Source organism: Vibrio sp. 1S139 (assembly GCF_041439475.1).
Classification (GTDB): domain Bacteria; phylum Pseudomonadota; class Gammaproteobacteria; order Enterobacterales; family Vibrionaceae; genus Vibrio; species Vibrio crassostreae_C.
Map to the genome: position 1 here is coordinate 19074 of NZ_JBGOOD010000049.1, position 17282 is coordinate 36355.

16 protein-coding genes are annotated in these 17282 nt (G+C 44.6%); 11 read left to right on the top strand and 5 right to left on the bottom strand.

Annotated elements, in window-relative coordinates:
* Positions 1-211: 211 nt before the first annotated feature.
* From ACED46_RS15835 to cobB, 11 genes are all read left to right on the top strand, one after another.
* Entirely contained in the window at positions 212-676 is a 465-nt protein-coding gene (locus ACED46_RS15835; protein WP_136974282.1) for a DUF3305 domain-containing protein, read from the top strand.
* On the top strand, positions 666-1349 hold the full coding sequence (locus ACED46_RS15840) for a DUF3306 domain-containing protein (RefSeq protein WP_371721876.1): 684 nt from the start codon (positions 666-668) through the stop codon (positions 1347-1349). The genes ACED46_RS15835 and ACED46_RS15840 overlap by 11 nt, the downstream gene beginning before the upstream one ends.
* Positions 1350-1648: 299 nt before the next feature.
* Positions 1649-3310, top strand: a complete 1662-nt coding sequence (locus ACED46_RS15845) for a 4Fe-4S dicluster domain-containing protein (protein WP_371721877.1) — start codon at positions 1649-1651, stop codon at positions 3308-3310.
* 9 nt (positions 3311-3319) lie between these two features.
* On the top strand, positions 3320-3958 hold the full coding sequence (locus ACED46_RS15850) for a molecular chaperone (RefSeq protein WP_371721878.1): 639 nt from the start codon (positions 3320-3322) through the stop codon (positions 3956-3958).
* Positions 3959-4036: 78 nt separating this feature from the next.
* Positions 4037-4237: a twin-arginine translocation signal domain-containing protein gene (locus ACED46_RS15855; protein WP_008217926.1), complete on the top strand. Its 201-nt coding sequence runs from the start codon at positions 4037-4039 to the stop codon at positions 4235-4237.
* Between the two features lie 10 nt (positions 4238-4247).
* On the top strand, positions 4248-7103 hold the full coding sequence (locus tag ACED46_RS15860) for a formate dehydrogenase subunit alpha (protein ID WP_371721879.1): 2856 nt from the start codon (positions 4248-4250) through the stop codon (positions 7101-7103).
* A gap of 11 nt (positions 7104-7114) precedes the next feature.
* Complete coding sequence (gene fdh3B / locus ACED46_RS15865) at positions 7115-7723, top strand: formate dehydrogenase FDH3 subunit beta (protein WP_004733723.1); 609 nt, start codon at positions 7115-7117, stop codon at positions 7721-7723.
* 13 nt (positions 7724-7736) lie between these two features.
* Positions 7737-8810, top strand: a complete 1074-nt coding sequence (locus ACED46_RS15870; RefSeq protein WP_371721880.1) for a formate dehydrogenase subunit gamma — start codon at positions 7737-7739, stop codon at positions 8808-8810.
* Complete coding sequence (locus ACED46_RS15875; RefSeq protein WP_048658737.1) at positions 8794-9210, top strand: hypothetical protein; 417 nt, start codon at positions 8794-8796, stop codon at positions 9208-9210. Before ACED46_RS15870 ends, ACED46_RS15875 begins: the two co-directional genes overlap by 17 nt.
* 378 nt (positions 9211-9588) lie before the next feature.
* A complete protein-coding gene (locus tag ACED46_RS15880) occupies positions 9589-10809 on the top strand; it encodes an ammonium transporter (protein WP_371721881.1) in 1221 nt (406 codons plus the stop codon).
* A 256-nt stretch (positions 10810-11065) separates the two neighbouring features.
* Positions 11066-11800 carry a Sir2 family NAD+-dependent deacetylase gene (gene cobB, locus ACED46_RS15885; RefSeq protein WP_371721882.1) on the top strand — a complete coding sequence of 245 codons (735 nt, stop codon included), beginning with the start codon at positions 11066-11068 and terminating at the stop codon, positions 11798-11800.
* 94 nt (positions 11801-11894) lie between these two features.
* On the opposite strand, the gene ACED46_RS15890 is transcribed toward cobB, so the two are convergent.
* The 5 genes from ACED46_RS15890 to potA form a co-directional block, all read right to left on the bottom strand.
* Positions 11895-12932, bottom strand: coding sequence for an extracellular solute-binding protein (locus ACED46_RS15890; RefSeq protein ID WP_371721883.1), 1038 nt, complete (start codon positions 12930-12932; stop codon positions 11895-11897).
* A 210-nt stretch (positions 12933-13142) separates the two neighbouring features.
* The gene (locus ACED46_RS15895; RefSeq protein WP_017059628.1) at positions 13143-14177 is read right to left on the bottom strand and encodes an extracellular solute-binding protein; all 1035 of its coding nucleotides are present in this window, start codon (positions 14175-14177) and stop codon (positions 13143-13145) included.
* A gap of 149 nt (positions 14178-14326) precedes the next feature.
* Positions 14327-15097, bottom strand: coding sequence for a spermidine/putrescine ABC transporter permease PotC (gene potC / locus ACED46_RS15900; RefSeq protein ID WP_017059629.1), 771 nt, complete (start codon positions 15095-15097; stop codon positions 14327-14329).
* Positions 15097-15954 (bottom strand): spermidine/putrescine ABC transporter permease PotB, encoded by an 858-nt coding sequence (potB, locus tag ACED46_RS15905; protein ID WP_017059630.1) that lies wholly within the window; start codon positions 15952-15954, stop codon positions 15097-15099. The genes potC and potB overlap by 1 nt, the downstream gene beginning before the upstream one ends.
* Complete coding sequence (potA, locus tag ACED46_RS15910) at positions 15938-17053, bottom strand: spermidine/putrescine ABC transporter ATP-binding protein PotA (RefSeq protein ID WP_017059631.1); 1116 nt, start codon at positions 17051-17053, stop codon at positions 15938-15940. The genes potB and potA overlap by 17 nt, the downstream gene beginning before the upstream one ends.
* Between the last annotated feature and the right edge of the window lie 229 nt (positions 17054-17282).

The window sequence follows — 17282 nt, forward strand, 5'->3', positions numbered from 1 at the left end:
AGCGCAAAATATGAGAGTTCACCGAGACTAACTGTCTCAAACCAGCGCGATCGACTAACGTTATAGGGGTAACTTTACGACAAACGCACTAAAGACGGAGCAGGACTTAAAATGTATTGGCGTGTTTATTGCTTTGTAGAGGGTATATGATTATGCGAAGTACAAAATGTCCTACGTACGATCAGAATAAAGAAAATCAATTGGGTGCAGTATGTCTGAGATAAAAGAATTCCAAGAACACTACGAAAAAACAGAATCAGCTTGGCCAATAGGTGTCCAAAGAATAGAGAAAGAGATCAAAACTGGCATTTGGGTAACAACTCAATGGGAACTCATCGGTTTTGAATTATCACCTGAACATGAAACCCCAGACGTATGTTCGCTTCAGTTGCACAAAGACGAGCGTACAGACTATCGTTTCAACCTAAGCTCTCAGCAACCTAAGCTTTTCTTAGTGATGGATAATGTCGATTCAGGCGTTAAGCCCGTCATTCAGTTACTTACAGCATCACAAACCGTTGCAGGGCAATACATGGACGGTGACAACCAAGTCCTTTCATACGACATTCCGTTACCTGTACAAGCTTGGATGGAAGCGTTCATCGGTCGTCATGGTGAGTTATTAGAAGCAAGACGTAAGAAGCGCAAAGGGGCAGGTCGTTCTAATGGCAACTAACTTTTTTAGCCGTTGGTCTCAACGAAAGCTTGATGAATCAACCGACCAACCTTTAGAAGCGCAACAAACGCTTGAGGAAACTGAGCTTACTTCCACTGAGGCTTCGTCTGCTGCTTCATCTATAGACGCAGAAACATCGGAGTCACTAGAACGTGGAACTTTGGAAAAAGAGTCTCCAGAACACGCTGTCGATTCTCAAACTATTGACTCTCAGGAGATAGCATCAGAAACGACTGAAGACTTGTCTGTTGCTCAATTATTGGTGTCAGAAGCTTCAGAAAGCGTAAAAAAAGCGGCATTGCGTAAATTATTCCTCTCAGAAGAATTCAACGTTCGTGATGGTTTAGATGATTACGACGACGATTACAGTAATTTGAAGTCTCTTTCTGAAGGGGTTGCGGAAACCTTGCGTGATTGGGTTAAAGACAAAACGGAAGAAGAAACTGCGCCAGAAGAAGAGCAAATCATTGATAATAAAGACGAAGGTGAAGTTTTAGAAAATTCTGAAAGCGATCTTGAGGTCTCTGACAATGAACTTGAAACGTCAGAAAGTGCCGAAATAGCCGAAGAAGAAAAAGAACTGTATAAAAACACAGTGTCCGATATTGGCGCTGCAATATCAGACGAAGCTGACCTGAAAAAAATGGGACAAAATATACCACACAAAGAGTAGGTACATTTTGACTAAACACTCAATGAACCGCTTGCGACAAAATGTCCCAAGCGGTTTTTTTATACGCACAATAAACGTTATATAGGATTAAATCACTGACATATAAGGCATATTGAATTGGCATGGCATTTGCATAATAACGTTCATTATCAACTTTTTTGTAGATAGATGAGTTCACGGTCTGACGAACGACACACTGGCTAAAGGGTTAGTTGTTAACGGATTAGTCAGCAAGTTCTCTCTCGCTTACTACAATAAAGGTTGAACAGATTATCCATGTCCAAAGATGGAACTGAGCAATGCTTAAACAATTATTAGAACAAGCAAATTCAAATAACGCTAAAGCAAGACTGTATGCATTTGAAAATACAGTTGAGTTAACAAATCTGATTCCACCTACTGTTAGCTACGAAAGCGGCGGTAATACACTTGTTATTGGTCCAACTGCGATCATTGAAAGTGCTGCGGCGCAATTACCTCAGTTAACAAGCCTAACCTTATTGTCAACAGACGGCGAGAAGGGCACAAACCCGGAACTGTACTTCGCGAATTCGGTTCAAGTATCCGGTTTCCTTGGTACGTTTGAAATCGTGATCGAAAGTAAAGGCACATCAAGCAATCTGGCGAAAGTCGCGATTAATCACGATTGTTTCGATGTTGTTCTGGACTTATGTCTGAATAGCTGCATGACAGAAGAAGTCCCTGTACCGGGTTATTACCCAGTAGGCCGCGGCTATCCAAAGCTGGCTGAAGCATTAGAAGAGATTCCAACGTTAATGGGCACGTTTGATAAGCCTAAATTCTTCCGTTTAGACACAGATCTTTGCGCACACAGTTCACGTGGCGTTAAAGGCTGTGAGCGTTGTGTTGACGCTTGTCCTGCTGGCGCACTGTCGAGTGAAGGTTCAGATAAAACAGGTCACAAGATCGAGATTAACCCCTATCTATGTCAAGGCGTTGGGACTTGTGCAACAAGCTGTCCTACAGAAGCGATTACCTATGCGCTTCCAAATCCTGACGATACTCAAAAGTTCATTGAACGTACGCTAGCTAACTATGAGCAAGCGGGCGGTCTGGATCCTATCGTGCTTATCTGTAGCTCACGTCATGAAACCTACAATGTAATGGCGCTTAAAGCTCTGCCGGATAACGTGATTCCGGTTGTCGTCGAAGAACTGCCTTCTATTGGTATCGATACGTGGTTTGCAGCTTTGGTTAATGGCGCGACTCAGGTTCTGTTTGCGGCTTCTCGCTTTATGCCAGAAACCATCATTCGTGTTCTGAATAACGAAGTCGGGATCGCTCAAGAGCTTCTTGACCAAATCGGTATTCCAAAAGAAACCATTGATATCCTTTATCTAGAATCGCTTCGCGAAGGTCCTCCGACATTGTGTGTGGATTCGTTTGACCTTGCACTTGGCGATCTTCAAGGCAATAAGCGTCAACGTTTGTTCACAGCACTTGATGCGATGTCTTCATCTCGTATTCCAGTTGAGAACATTGTTGAGCTTCCTTCGAATGCACCATACGGCACGGTTTCATGTGAAAGCAAAGATTGTACTTTGTGTATGAGTTGTGTGGCGGTGTGTCCAACACGTGCTCTGCATACCGACGGCGCGTCTCCATCACTTAAGTTTGTAGAACAAGACTGTATTCAATGTGGCTTGTGTGAAAAAGCATGTCCTGAAAATGTTCTGACTCTAACGCCTCGCATGAATTGGGTTAAAGAAGAGCGTCAGAAGGCTGTTGTAATTCATGAAGAGAAAGCAGCGGAATGTATTCGTTGTCATAAGCCATTCGCACCTCAGTCTATGATTGACATGTTACAGAACAAGTTACGCGGTCACTCTCACTTTTCAGATGAAGCAGCGATTAATCGTATTGCTATGTGTGAAGACTGCCGTGTGGTGGATATGTTCGATTCAATGGCTCAAGACCCATTGAAACAATTGAAATACTAGGAGTTAGCCTTGGAAACGAATTTGGATCAGGCACAAGAACAGACACTAAGAACTGAGATCTATTTGGTTCTATCCGCACTGTTTCGCAGCGCACCTTCTGAAGAGGTGATCGACTTTCTAAAAACACTCGATATTGAAGCGTCTGAAAGCGCAATGCAAAAGGCTTGGATTGCCATTCAACAAGCGGCAACAGAATCAAACCGTGAAGCTCTTGAAGACGAATATCAAGATTTGTTCATCGGTATTGGGCGTGGAGAAGTCGTTCCATTTGGTTCTTGGCATCGCACTGGCGCCATGATGGAAAAACCATTGGCAGAGATTCGTCATGACTTAGAGCTTTTAGGCATTGAGCGTGACGATCAAGTGAAAGAGCCGGAAGATCATATCGCAGCACTGTGTGAAGTGATGGCGATGCTAACGGCTGAAGAAGAAGCACTGCAACAGGCGGTATTCAATAAGCACCTTGGCCCTTGGTTTAACTCTTTCACGCGTCAGCTTGAAGGGGCAGAAAGCGCGAACTTCTACAAATCGGCCGCTCAACTGTGTGAAGCATTCTTAACGTTAGAACAAGTGCGTTTTAGCCTGAATACAAAAAGCAGTAAGCACAAATTAAAGATTGATGTGAAAAACGTCACTGATTACGAGTAATCGAGCAGTACGCGATTATATCGATAGAGGGGCATTAAGCCTCCAAAAAAAGATCTACCGTAAGGTAAGGAAGCAATGATGAAAGATAATAAAGATATAAATACAAGCCGTAGGGATCTACTCAAAGGCTTGACGACTGCAGCCGTTGCTGGTGCCGTTGTCGCTGGTACAACTAAAGTGGCAACCGCTTCAGAAACTGTTGAAATTTCGAAAGAAGACGTGAAGAAGACAGGGTATCGTGAGACGCAACACATTCGCGATTACTACGACACACTTTAGGAGATAACGGATGAAACTTGTCAAACGCTCCGATAGTGTGAGCAAAGAAACCAATCAGCTAGGTGTGTCTCGACGTGCCTTCATGAAAAACACTTCATTAGCTGCTGGTGGCGCAGTGGTAGGCGCAAGTCTATTTGCACCAGGTATGATGAAGAAAGCACAGGCTAAATCAGTCGATCCAGAAGCGAAAACAGAAGTGAAACGTACTATCTGTTCTCACTGTTCTGTGGGTTGTGGTATCTACGCTGAAGTTCAAAATGGCGTATGGACAGGTCAAGAGCCTGCATTCGATCACCCATTCAACGCTGGTGGACACTGTGCGAAAGGTGCAGCACTTCGTGAGCACGGCCACGGTGAACGTCGTCTTAAGTACCCAATGAAATTGGAAGGCGGTAAGTGGAAGAAGCTTTCTTGGGAACAAGCGATTGAAGAGATCGGTAACAAAGCGCTAGAACTTCGTAAAGAGTCTGGCCCTGATTCAGTTTACTTCCTAGGTAGTGCGAAACACAGTAACGAGCAAGCTTATGCATTCCGTAAGATGGCTTCGCTTTGGGGCACCAACAACGTTGACCACCAAGCACGTATTTGTCACTCAACCACAGTAGCCGGTGTTGCGAACACTTGGGGTTACGGTGCAATGACAAACTCGTTCAATGACATGCACAACTGTAAATCGATGCTGTTCATTGGTTCAAACTCAGCAGAAGCTCACCCAGTAGCGATGCAACACATCTTGATCGCGAAAGAGAAGAACAACTGTAAGATCGTTGTTGCGGATCCTCGTCGTACGCGTACTGCTGCGAAATCAGATCACTACGTTTCTCTTCGTCCAGGTTCTGACGTTGCGTTTATCTGGGGTGTGTTATGGCACGTCTTTGCAAACCAATGGGAAGACAAAGAGTTCATTAAACAACGTGTATTCGGCATGGACGAGATCCGTGAAGAAGTCGCGAAGTGGAACCCAGCAGAAGTTGAACGCGTAACTGGTGTTAGTGAAAAAGACGTATACCACACCGCGAAACTACTTTCTGAAAACCGTCCGGGTTGTATCGTTTGGTGTATGGGTGGTACTCAGCACACGACTGGTAACAACAACACACGCGCTTACTGTGTACTTGAGCTTGCGCTAGGTAACATCGGTAAATCAGGCGGCGGTGCAAACATCTTCCGTGGTCACGATAACGTACAGGGCGCAACTGACCTTGGCGTACTGTCAGACACACTTCCAGGCTACTACGGCTTGTCTGAAGGTTCTTGGCGGCACTGGTCAAAAGTTTGGGATATCGACTTTGACTGGGTGAAAGGCCGTTTCGACGACAACGCATACGGCGGTCAAAAACCAATGAACAGTGCAGGTATTCCTGTATCTCGTTGGGTTGATGGCGTACTTGAAGACAAAGACAAGATTCGCCAACGCGAAAACATCCGTGCCATGTTCTACTGGGGTCACGCGGTGAACTCTCAGACTCGTGGTCCAGAGATGAAAAAAGCGATGCAGAAGCTGGATATGATGGTTATTGTTGACCCATACCCAACGGTTGCAGCGGTAATGAATGATCGTACCGACGGCGTTTACCTGCTACCAGCAACGACTCAGTTTGAAACCTACGGCAGTGTAACGGCGTCAAACCGTTCTCTACAGTGGCGTGACAAGGTTGTTGATCCTCTATTCGAATCTAAACCTGACCACGAAATCATGTACCTGCTTTCTAAGAAGCTTGGTTTCTCTGATCAGCTGTTCAAAAACATCCGTGTTGAGAACAACCAACCACTGATTGAAGATATTACACGTGAATTCAACAAAGGTATGTGGACAATCGGCTACACAGGCCAAAGCCCTGAGCGTTTGAAAGAACACCAACAGAATTGGCACACATTCCACAAAACGTCTCTAGAAGCAGAAGGCGGTCCAGCAAATGGCGAGACTTACGGTCTACCTTGGCCATGTTGGGGTACGCCAGAAATGAAACATCCGGGTACACACATCCTTTACGATACGTCTAAGACGGTTGCTGAAGGTGGTGGTAACTTCCGTACTCGTTTTGGTGTTGAGTTTGAAGGTCAAAGCCTACTGGCAGAAGACAGCTACTCGAAAGGCTGTGAGATCAAAGACGGCTACCCAGAGTTCAGTGACAAACTACTGAAACAACTGGGTTGGTGGGATGATCTAACTGCAGAAGAGAAAGCGGCTGCTGAAGGCAAAAACTGGAAGACTGACGTTTCAGGTGGTATCCAACGTGTGGCAATTAAACACGGCTGTATCCCATTTGGTAATGCGAAAGCACGTGCGATTGTTTGGACATTCCCAGACCGTGTACCACTGCACCGTGAGCCACTTTACACGCCACGTCGCGACCTAGTTGCTGATTACCCAACGTGGGACGACAAAGAAGCTATCTTCCGTGTTCCTACGCTTTACAAGTCGATTCAAGAGCAAGACAAATCTGGCGAATACCCGATTATCCTGACCTCTGGTCGTTTGGTTGAGTACGAAGGTGGTGGTGAAGAAACCCGTTCTAACCCTTGGCTAGCAGAACTACAGCAAGAGATGTTTGTTGAAGTGAACCCGAAAGATGCAAACGACATCGGCTTTAAAGACGGTGACGATGTTTGGGTTGAGGGTGCAGAGAAGGGCCGTATTAAGGTGAAAGCGATGGTTACACGTCGTGTGAAACCGGGTCTGGCATTCATCCCATTCCACTTCGGTGGTAAGTTCCAAGGCGAAGATTTGCGTTCTAAATACCCAGAAGGCACTGATCCTTACGTTATTGGTGAAGCTGCTAACACAGCAACCACATACGGTTACGACCCTGTCACGTTGATGCAGGAAACGAAAGTAACCCTTTGTAATATTCGTAAAGCGTAAGGAGTCTTAAAATGGCTAGAATGAAATTTCTTTGTGACACCAAGCGTTGTATCGAATGTAACGGTTGTGTCACTGCATGTAAGAATGAAAATGATGATGCTCTGGAATGGGGTATTCAACGTCGTCGCGTTGTGACACTGAACGATGGCGAACCAGGTGAAAACTCTATCTCAGTAGCGTGTATGCACTGTACTGATGCCCCTTGTATGGCAGTTTGCCCGGCAGACTGTTTTGAACATACGGAAGACGGCATCGTACTTCACAATAAAGATCTGTGTATCGGTTGTGGTTACTGCTTGTTTGCTTGTCCGTTTGGCGCACCTCAATTTCCTAAACAGGAAGCCTTTGGTGAGCGCGGTAAGATGGACAAGTGTACCTTCTGTGCTGGCGGCCCAGAAACAGAGCCAGGTTCTGTGGAAGAACGTCAGAAGTACGGTGCGAACCGTATTGCTGAAGGCAAGCTACCAATGTGTGCTTCTTTATGTTCGACCAAAGCACTGCTAGCGGGTGATGCAGAGAAAGTCTCTGATGTATTCCGCCAGCGTGTTGTTGAACGTGGTGCGAAGGGTGCAGGCTGGACAGACGGCAATGACCTTTCTTACGATGCGATGAAGAGCTAGTTAGGAGAGACATATGCTTACAATGTTTAAGCGTCTCTTCCTTGTTGTGCTGCCAATGTTGGCAGCACTAACAATGCTGTCTCCTTTGAGTCATGCATCTGAGACGAACTCATCACAAACTCAATCGAGCTCTGCTGAAAGAGAAATCACACAACTTGCTGGCGCTGATTTTTGGCGACAAGTAAGAAACGGTGAAGAAGGTTACACCACATCTCAATCGGCTGAGCACGGTGTGTTGATCAGTACCCCAGGTCAAACGTGGTACATATTGAAAGAGAAGTGGATGTCACCAGCCGGTGCTGTCGCTATCTTTGGCAGTGTTGCTTTCGTTACTCTAATGTACGTTGTGATTGGCCCATTAATGCTGAGTGCGCCAAGAACAGGCCGTAAGATCAAACGTTGGTCTCGACTAGACCGTGCCTTGCACTGGAGTATGGCGTTTACCTTCTTAACACTGGCGTTCAGTGGTTTGATGTTGGTTTACGGTAAGCACTTCTTGAAGCCGTACATTCCAACAGACCTTTGGGGCTTCATCGTTCTATTGGCGAAGCAATACCACAACTACATCGGCCCGATTTTCTATGTGCTGTTGATGGCTGTTCTCATCAAGTGGTGGCGCAAGTCTATTTTCAAGATGGTCGATGTACAGTGGTTCATGAAACTGGGTGGTATGGTTGGGAAACATAAAGGTTCTCATCCATCTGCAGAGTTTTCGAACGCGGGTGAAAAAGCACTGTTCTGGCTATTGATTGTTATGGGTAGTGTGGCTGCGATCAGTGGCTTGGTTTTAGACTTCCCAATCTTCGGTCAAACCCGTCGAGATATGGAGCTCTCAAACCTAGTCCACATGTTGGCTGCTTTGATCCTTATCTGTGGTTTCGTGTTCCACATCTACATCGGCTTGTTCGGTATGGAAGGGGCACTAGAAGGCATGGTAACAGGCGAAGTTGATGAGACTTGGGCTAAAGAGCACCATGCTCTTTGGTACAAAGAAGTGATGGAACAAGAGAAAAACGGCGTTGAACAAAGCGCTAACGCAGCAACAGAGAAAACGGAAGGGGTGAATAAGAATGAACAAACCTCATAAAGGTATTTGGGTCGCTTACATACTAAGCTGCTTTACGCCATTTACTTGTCTTCTCTCTGGTGTGGTTGCCATCATCTACGCGGGCTATCGTTTAGATAAAGGTGAAGACGGCGAAGTAGTGGATACCCATTACTACGGCTTGATTCGCTCGTTCTTCTTGAACTTGACGTTCTTTGTTGTACTTATCGTGACAGTAGCGACCTCTAATGGCGTGTTGATCGGTGTGAACGATTACTGGTATCAAAATCATATTATCGATGACATCGCTTACTACATACCGTATGTAGGCATGTTGTTCGGTGGTGTTGCGATTGTGGTTTGGTTTATCCGTATGTATCAAGGCATGCAGCGTTTAAGTCAAAACCTACCGCAAAACCCGTCGACAGGACCAAACCTGTAACGCTGAGACGTTAATGACATATCTAAAGAAGGCCCAGTGATTCATTGAACTGGGCTTTTTGTTTTTAAGTCCCCGGAACCGTAAATAGTTGTCAGCCGCTATCTGCATCAGAACCTACTTATTGACCGCTTCAATATGGTGCAACTCCCTTATTTGGTGCAATTGTCGTTGCGATTTTTTTTGGTTTTTAAGAACCATAAAAGTGCACCTAAATATTTAGAGATTAATAATCAATAACTTAAAGAAAGAAGCTGTTGCACGAAAATTACCCATCACACTTGGAACGCATCTTGCGTTCACTGTTGAGTCTTTAATTAATTACAACATTGAATCGCACGATATCAGTGCAAATCAGATAAAGCGAAGGAGAATGCTTTAATGAGTGAAACGGTGACTCAAGTTCATAGTGCAGTACAAACCCTTACCCAAAGTTCAGATACTTTATTCCTATTACTCGGCGCCATCATGGTTTTCTTGATGCACGCTGGCTTTGCGTTTCTCGAAGTCGGTACCGTTCGAAAGAAGAACCAAGTCAACGCGCTGGTTAAGATCCTTTCTGACTTTGGTGTCTCCGCCATTGCTTACTTCTTTATCGGTTACTGGGTTGCTTACGGTGCACACTTTTTTGCAGACGCAGAAACACTTTCGCAAGGCAACGGATATGAACTGGTTAAGTTCTTCTTCCTAATGACATTCGCAGCGGCAATTCCTGCGATTGTTTCTGGTGGTATCGCAGAGCGTGCTCGTTTCTATCCAATTTTGATTGCGACACTGTTTACGGTTGGTTTCATCTATCCATTTTTTGAAGGCATCATTTGGAACGGCAACTTTGGATTCCAAGATTGGCTAGAAGGTCAGTTTGGTTACGTGTTCCATGACTTCGCAGGCTCGGTAGTGGTTCACGGCGTAGGTGGTTGGATTGCTTTGGTCGCAGTTTACTTCTTAGGGATGCGTAAAGGTCGAATCCGTGCAGGCAAACACACCAACTTCGCACCATCGAATATCCCATTCTTAGCACTAGGCTCTTGGATCTTATGTGTGGGTTGGTTTGGCTTTAACGTGATGTCAGCTCAAGCGATCAATGGCATCAGCGGTCTCGTGGCAATGAACTCTCTCATGGCCATGGTTGGCGGTATTCTTGCGGCTCTAATTGCAGGTAAAAATGACCCGGGCTTCATCCACAATGGTCCTTTGGCTGGTCTCGTCGCTATCTGTGCGGGCTCAGATTTGATGCACCCACTTGGCGCTTTGGTGACGGGCGGTGTGGCAGGTGCGCTGTTTGTTTACCTATTTACTTATATGCAAAACAAAACACAGATCGATGATGTACTGGGTGTATGGCCTCTACACGGCGTATGTGGTGCCTGGGGTGGCGTTGCTGCTGGTATCTTCGGCCAACAAGCTTTCTGGGGTCTAGGCGGCGTGAGCTTTGCTTCTCAGTTGACTGGTACAGTCGCAGGTGTTGCTGTTGCTTTCGTCGGCGCGTTAATCGTATACGGTGTGTTGAGCAAACTAACAGGCCTACGCTTAAGTGAAGAAGACGAATTCAACGGTGCGGATCTTTCTATCCATAAGATCTCTTCTATCAACGAAGACTAACGTTGTTCACTTGGTGGGGTAAAGCACATCAAGTAGACAACTGTTGAACAGAACTAAGCGGCTTCGGTCGCTTTTTTGTTTCTATGGATAGCAAAACAGAGAATTTGAGTAACAACAACCACAACTATCAAGCGAGTTATGTCACAAATAGCCAATGAATTCAGTTGCCTAAGACTATGGTCTAATCCCCAAAACTATTGTTGGAATTTGAACAGTGCTAAGCTGTTACAAAGTGACATATCTAAAAGGACGTTATATGCATTTCCCATATCGAAATATCGTAATTCTTACTGGCGCTGGCATCTCTGCAGAGTCGGGGATACAAACATTCCGAGCACAAGACGGGCTATGGGAAAACCACAAAATCGAAGATGTAGCGACGCCTGAAGGGTTCGCAAAAGATCCTGACTTGGTACAAGCCTTCTATAACAAGCGTCGTCACGGCCTGCAAAGTGAGAGCATTCAGCCCAATTCAGCCCACAAGGCGCTAGGAGAGCTCGAAGACAAGCTTGATGGCAAAGTTACCATCATTACTCAAAACATCGACAATTTGCACGAGAGAGGCGGTAGCAACAACATTATTCACATGCATGGTGAACTTTTAAAAGCGCGTTGCAGTGAATCCAATCAAGTTGTAGAGCACAAAGGCGATATTGAAACGGGTGAACTTTGTCATTGCTGCCAAATCCCTGCACAAATGCGTCCACATATTGTTTGGTTTGGCGAAATGCCACTAAGAATGGGCGACATTTATTCCGCACTGGAAGAAGCGGATCTGTTTATCTCTATCGGAACTTCAGGTGTTATTTATCCAGCGGCAGGCTTTGTTCACGATGCGAAAATGCATGGTGCACATACTATCGAGATAAACCTCGAACCAAGTGCGGTTGAAAGTGAATTTGAAGAGAAGCGCTACGGCAAGGCGAGTATCGAGGTGCCTAAACTGGTTGGCGAGTTATTATGTACAGAGAAAGGTTCTTTAACGGCCTAAGCCTTGTCTTTAATAACACACATCAGTTTCTGAATCTGAAAAAATAAAGCGGCTTACGCCGCTTTATTTACTTAACTTCTTAACTAACAATAACTTAGTTGTTTACTTTAAGTTTTTGGAAGTACTCGTCATAAATAACGCTCGCTTCACCAACTTCATCTTGCCACACACCGCTATCCATCACTGATTGTGGTGGGAAAACGTTCTTGTCTTCAGCAAATTCTTTAGGAAGAAGAGGGTAAGCGGTTTTAACTGGTGTCGGGTAACCGATCTCTAGAGCAATTTTCGCAGCGTTCTCTGGGCGAAGAAGGAAGTCGATCATCTTATGAGCCGCTTCAGTGTTCTTAGCGCCTGCTGGAATTGCTAGGCTGTCCATCCAGAAGATAGCGCCTTTTTCTGGCCAGATAATGTCAATCGTTGCGCCTTCTTGGCGTGCCATGTAAGCAGAACCATTCCAAAGCATACCAAGAGACACTTCACCTGCTAGGTAAGGGTTCGCTGGGAAATCTGAGTTAAATACCAATACGTTTGGCATTAGCTTACGAAGTTCTTCGTAGGCTTCTTTGATTTCTTCAGGGTTAGTCGTGTTTGGAGAGTAGCCCAGTTTAGATAGAGCGATATGGAAAACCTCACGAGAGTCATCCATCATCATCAGTTGACCTTCCCACTGCGTATCCCACAGATCGCCCCAGTTTTTAACTGAAGACTTGTCTAGCATGTCTGAGTTGATACCAATACCCGTCGCACCCCAGATGTATGGGATTGAGTAGTTGTTATTTGGGTCAAATGGCTTATCTAAGTAATTTGGATCCAAATCTGCAAAGTGGCTTAGCTTGGTTTTATCAAGCTCTTGAAGCATGCCTTCTTTACGCATCTTAGAAACGAAGTAAGTAGAAGGAACCACTAAGTCGTAACCCGTACCTTGAGTTTTTAACTTAGCGTACATGCTTTCGTTAGACTCATAAGTTGAGTAGTAGACTTTAATGCCCGTTTCTTCTGTGAAGTCTTCTAGTACTTCATTTGGAATATATTCAGACCAGTTGTAAAAATACAGTTCTTGGTCAGCTGCGAAAGAGGGTGTAGAAAGTAAAGTAGCAGCACACAATGCGCCGGTATACAGTGTTTTTTTCATTACTGTTCCGTTCATTTGTTTGATTTGGAGCTGGGTAGTGAACCCAAGGTAAAGGATTTCGAAAAATCGCGCTATATTATAGCAGCGATATAATAAAATAGGCAGCCTAAGCTGCCTATTCATTGATATTCTTATTTTTAACTTATTGATTATCTACGTTGACCTGTTAAGTAAACTGGTTACTTAGCCACAGTTAGATAATAAGCTAAATTACTGACCTGCTTTAAGTTTCATGAAGTAATCTTCGTACTTCACTGTCTTATCGCCAACCGCAGCTTGCCATTCAACACGATCAAGGTCTTCTTGCGATGGGAATAGCGCAGGGCTATCTTTGAACTTCTCGTTAGACGCTTTAACGGCCGTTAGGTAGCCTGTGTCACGAGAAATTTGCTCAGCAATTTCAGGGCGAAGTAGGAAATCAATCATCTTATGAGCTGCTTCTACGTTTACCGCACCAGAGCTAATCGCAAAGTTATCAACCCAACCGATACCGCCTTCTTTAGGGAAAACCAGTTTGATTGGTAGACCTTCGTTTTGCGCTGCAGCAGCAGAACCGTTCCACAGCATACCAAGACCCACTTCACCAGACATGTAAGGCGCGCCTGGGTTGTCTGAGTTAAATACTAGAACGTTTGGCATAAGCTTTTGTAGCTCAGCGTACGCTTCGTCGATCTCTTTTTCGTTGGTTGTGTTACCAGAGTAACCTAACTTACGCAGTGCGATGTGGAACACTTCACGAGTGTCGTCCATCATCATCAGTTGACCTTCAAGCTCTGGCTTCCATAGATCAGCCCAGCTTTGGAAATCTTCTGGATCGTACATGTCAGTGTTAACAGCAAGACCTGTGATCGCAACTACGTGTGGAATAGAGTAGTCGTTGCTTGGGTCGTACGGCTTATCTAGATAGTTAGTATCTAGATTCTTGAAGTTGTTCAGCTTAGTTTTGTCGATCTTTTGTAGCATACCTTCGTCACGCATCTTAGATACGAAGTAAGTCGACGGCACAACTAGGTCATAGCCTTTGTTGTGTGTTTTTAGCTTTGCGTACAGGGTTTCGTTCGACTCGTAAGTCGAGTAGATCACCTTGATACCAGTTTCATCAGTGAACTGTTCTAGAATCTCACTGTTGATGTAAGGTCCCCAATTCATGAATACCAATTCTTTGTTATCTTTTGCAAATGATGGTGCAGATAACATTGAAAGCGCACATGCACTACCAGCTAATAGAGTAGCCCATTTTTTCATTGACGTTAGCTCCAAACTAAACGTTGCCCGAAGGCAGTAGATAGAAAAACAGAATGGCAATTTACCATTCTGTTTATGATTAACACTTTTTTTGAACTTGAAGTCTCTTAACTTCTTAATCAAGCCAGTCTCTATATAGAGTAGGAGACTTACTTGATTTTTTCTCTCGCTAATGACTGAGAAATGATCACCAGTATTAACGACACCACTAACATCACTGTTGCTAGGGCGTTTACCTCAGGAGAGATACCCACTTTAACCATTGAGTAAATCTTCAGTGGTAAGATTTCGTACGTTGGGCCGGTTACGAAAGAGCTAATGATTACATCGTCCAAAGACAGAGTGAAGCTCAATAACCAACCCGCAGCAACCGCTGGCTTAGCAAGAGGCAGAATGATCTGTTTTAGAATCGTCCATTCACTTGCACCTAAGTCTTTTGCGGCTTCTAGCATCTTCACATCAAAGCCATTCAAGCGACTGTATACCGTTACTACAACAAACGGTAGACAGAAGGTAATGTGAGCAGCAAGTAGGGTAAAGAACCCAAGTTGAACACCCATTACCAAGAATAGCGCAAGAAGCGAAATCGCCATTACGATATCTGGAGACATCATTACGATGAACAGCATGCCATTTACGATGCCTTTACCTTTAAATTGGTAACGGAATAGGGCTACTGCTGTAAGGCTCCCGACAATCGTTGCGGCTGTTGCTGAGAACACCGCTACGTTGATCGAGTGCCACGCAGCCTGCATTAGGCTGTCGTTGTTAATAAGCGCGTCATACCATTTAGTGGTGAAGCCACCCCATTTCATACCAAACTTATTGGCATTAAACGAGTTAGCGATCAATACGATAATAGGTAGGTATAGAAAGGCGTATACCAGCGCCATAAAGCTGAACTTAACTGTGCGCCCCATTAGTCTAGCTCCACTTTCTTGTTCAATAGCTTACCTGCTCGGTAGTAGGCATACAGCATCACAGCCATTGCCATGGTCAGTGCGATACTCGTCGCTGCGCCAAACGGCCAGTCTCGAGCGTTGAGCACTTGGCTCTTAATCACGTTACCAATCAATAGGTTCTTAGCTCCGCCTAATAGGTCAGAGATGTAGAACATACCTAACGCTGGCAGTAGCACTAACAAACAGCCGCCAATAATGCCCGGCATTGTTAGTGGTAGTACCACTTTCAATAGCGTTTGCAGTTTGTTCGCACCTAAATCTTTAGCCGCTTCTAAATACGTATCGTCCAGTTTTTCAATCGCTGAATACAGCGGCAGAATCATAAACGGAAGTAGGATGTACACTAAACCGATCATTACTGCGGTTTCTGAGTACATGATACGTAGCGGTTTATCAATGATATCTAACGCTAACAAGCTTTTGTTCAAGACACCTTGCGTACCCAGTACAATTTTTAATCCGTATGTACGAATCAAAGAGTTCGTCCAGAATGGTACTATCACTAGGAACAACATGATTGGACGCCACTTCGCCGGCATTTTTGCCACGATGTAAGCGAATGGGTAACCAATAATCAAACAAAGTAGGGTTGCGACAATTGCCATATAGAAAGAGTGCATCAACACTTTAAAATACAGCGGGTCAGCCAAACGCACGTAGTTATCGAGAGTGAAGGTCATCTCGATCAAGTTCGCTTCATCACGAGTTAAGAAGCTAGTACCAATGATCATGATGTTTGGAATCATCACGAACAACACTAACCAACCTGTGATTAAAGCAACAATTGCGTTTTGTAAATTAAACTTCTTGCTCATCTTCTAATACCACTTCCCAGCTCTCAACCCAAGTTACTGCAACTTTTTGGCCCAGTGAGTGATCAACATCAGGGTCATCTTCGTTGAAGAATTCGCTAACCATGACACGCATACCAGATTCAAGTTCTACGACTGAATCTAATGTCATGCCTTTATAGGTTCGCTCGACAATGTGGCCAACAATACCGCGTTGCTCTGACTCTTTAATTTCTTCGATTCGAAGATCTTCAGGGCGAAGCAATACTTGCAGTTTTTGACCCGGTGTTACGTCTTTATCGTGATAGATAATGGACTCTTCACCTTCGATTGTCGCAACAATGCGTTTTTCATCTTGACGAGATTTCGCTGTCGCTTCGAATACGTTAATTTCACCAATGAAACGCGCTACAAATAGGTTCTTAGGCTCTTCGTAGATCTCTCTTGGTGTTCCGTCTTGTTCAATCACGCCATCACGCATAACAATAATACGGTCAGACATAGACAGCGCCTCTTCTTGGTCATGCGTTACAAAAATGAACGTGATACCAAGTTGGCGTTGTAATTGTTTCAGCTCGATTTGCATCTGTTTACGTAGTTTGTAATCCAGAGCAGATAGAGATTCATCCAACAAAAGAACTTTAGGCTTATTAACGACAGCACGAGCGATTGCGATACGTTGCTGTTGGCCACCAGATAGCTGGTGTGGCTTTCGTTGTGCCATTTGTTCTAGGCGCACCATTTTCAAAGCATCCATTACACGAGGTTCAATCTCGCTGTTTGGAACTTTCTGCATACGTAAGCCAAATGCCACATTGTCGAAAACGGTCATATGCGGGAATAGGGCATAGCTTTGGAATACAGTGTTTACATGCCTTTGTTCAGCAGGAACTTGGGTTACGTTTTGTTCAGCTAATAGTATTTGACCACTATCTGCCGTTTCAAAACCCGCAATCATTCTTAGCACGGTTGTTTTACCACAACCTGATGGGCCTAAAATCGTGAGAAACTCACCATGATTTACGTTTAAATCCAGATTGCCGATGACTTCCTTACCATCGAAACTTTTACTGATGCCAGTTAGCTGTACTACTGGCTTTCCTACTGATTTTTTAGCGTTCAACGTCTGTTTTTCTCCACCTTGGTTCTATTTGAGACCTGTTGCTATACACCTTTAAGGCGCGCATCATAATCACCAAAAACGTGAATTCAAAGCATTTTTTACCTTTCGAAGATAAAAAATTTCGCAGGTAAAAGTAAACATCCTTTACCATACTGTTATTTACTGGGTTTACACGGCGTTGTTGCCTAAATTAGTTGAACCTTTTCCAAGTCCTGTGATCTGATCATTT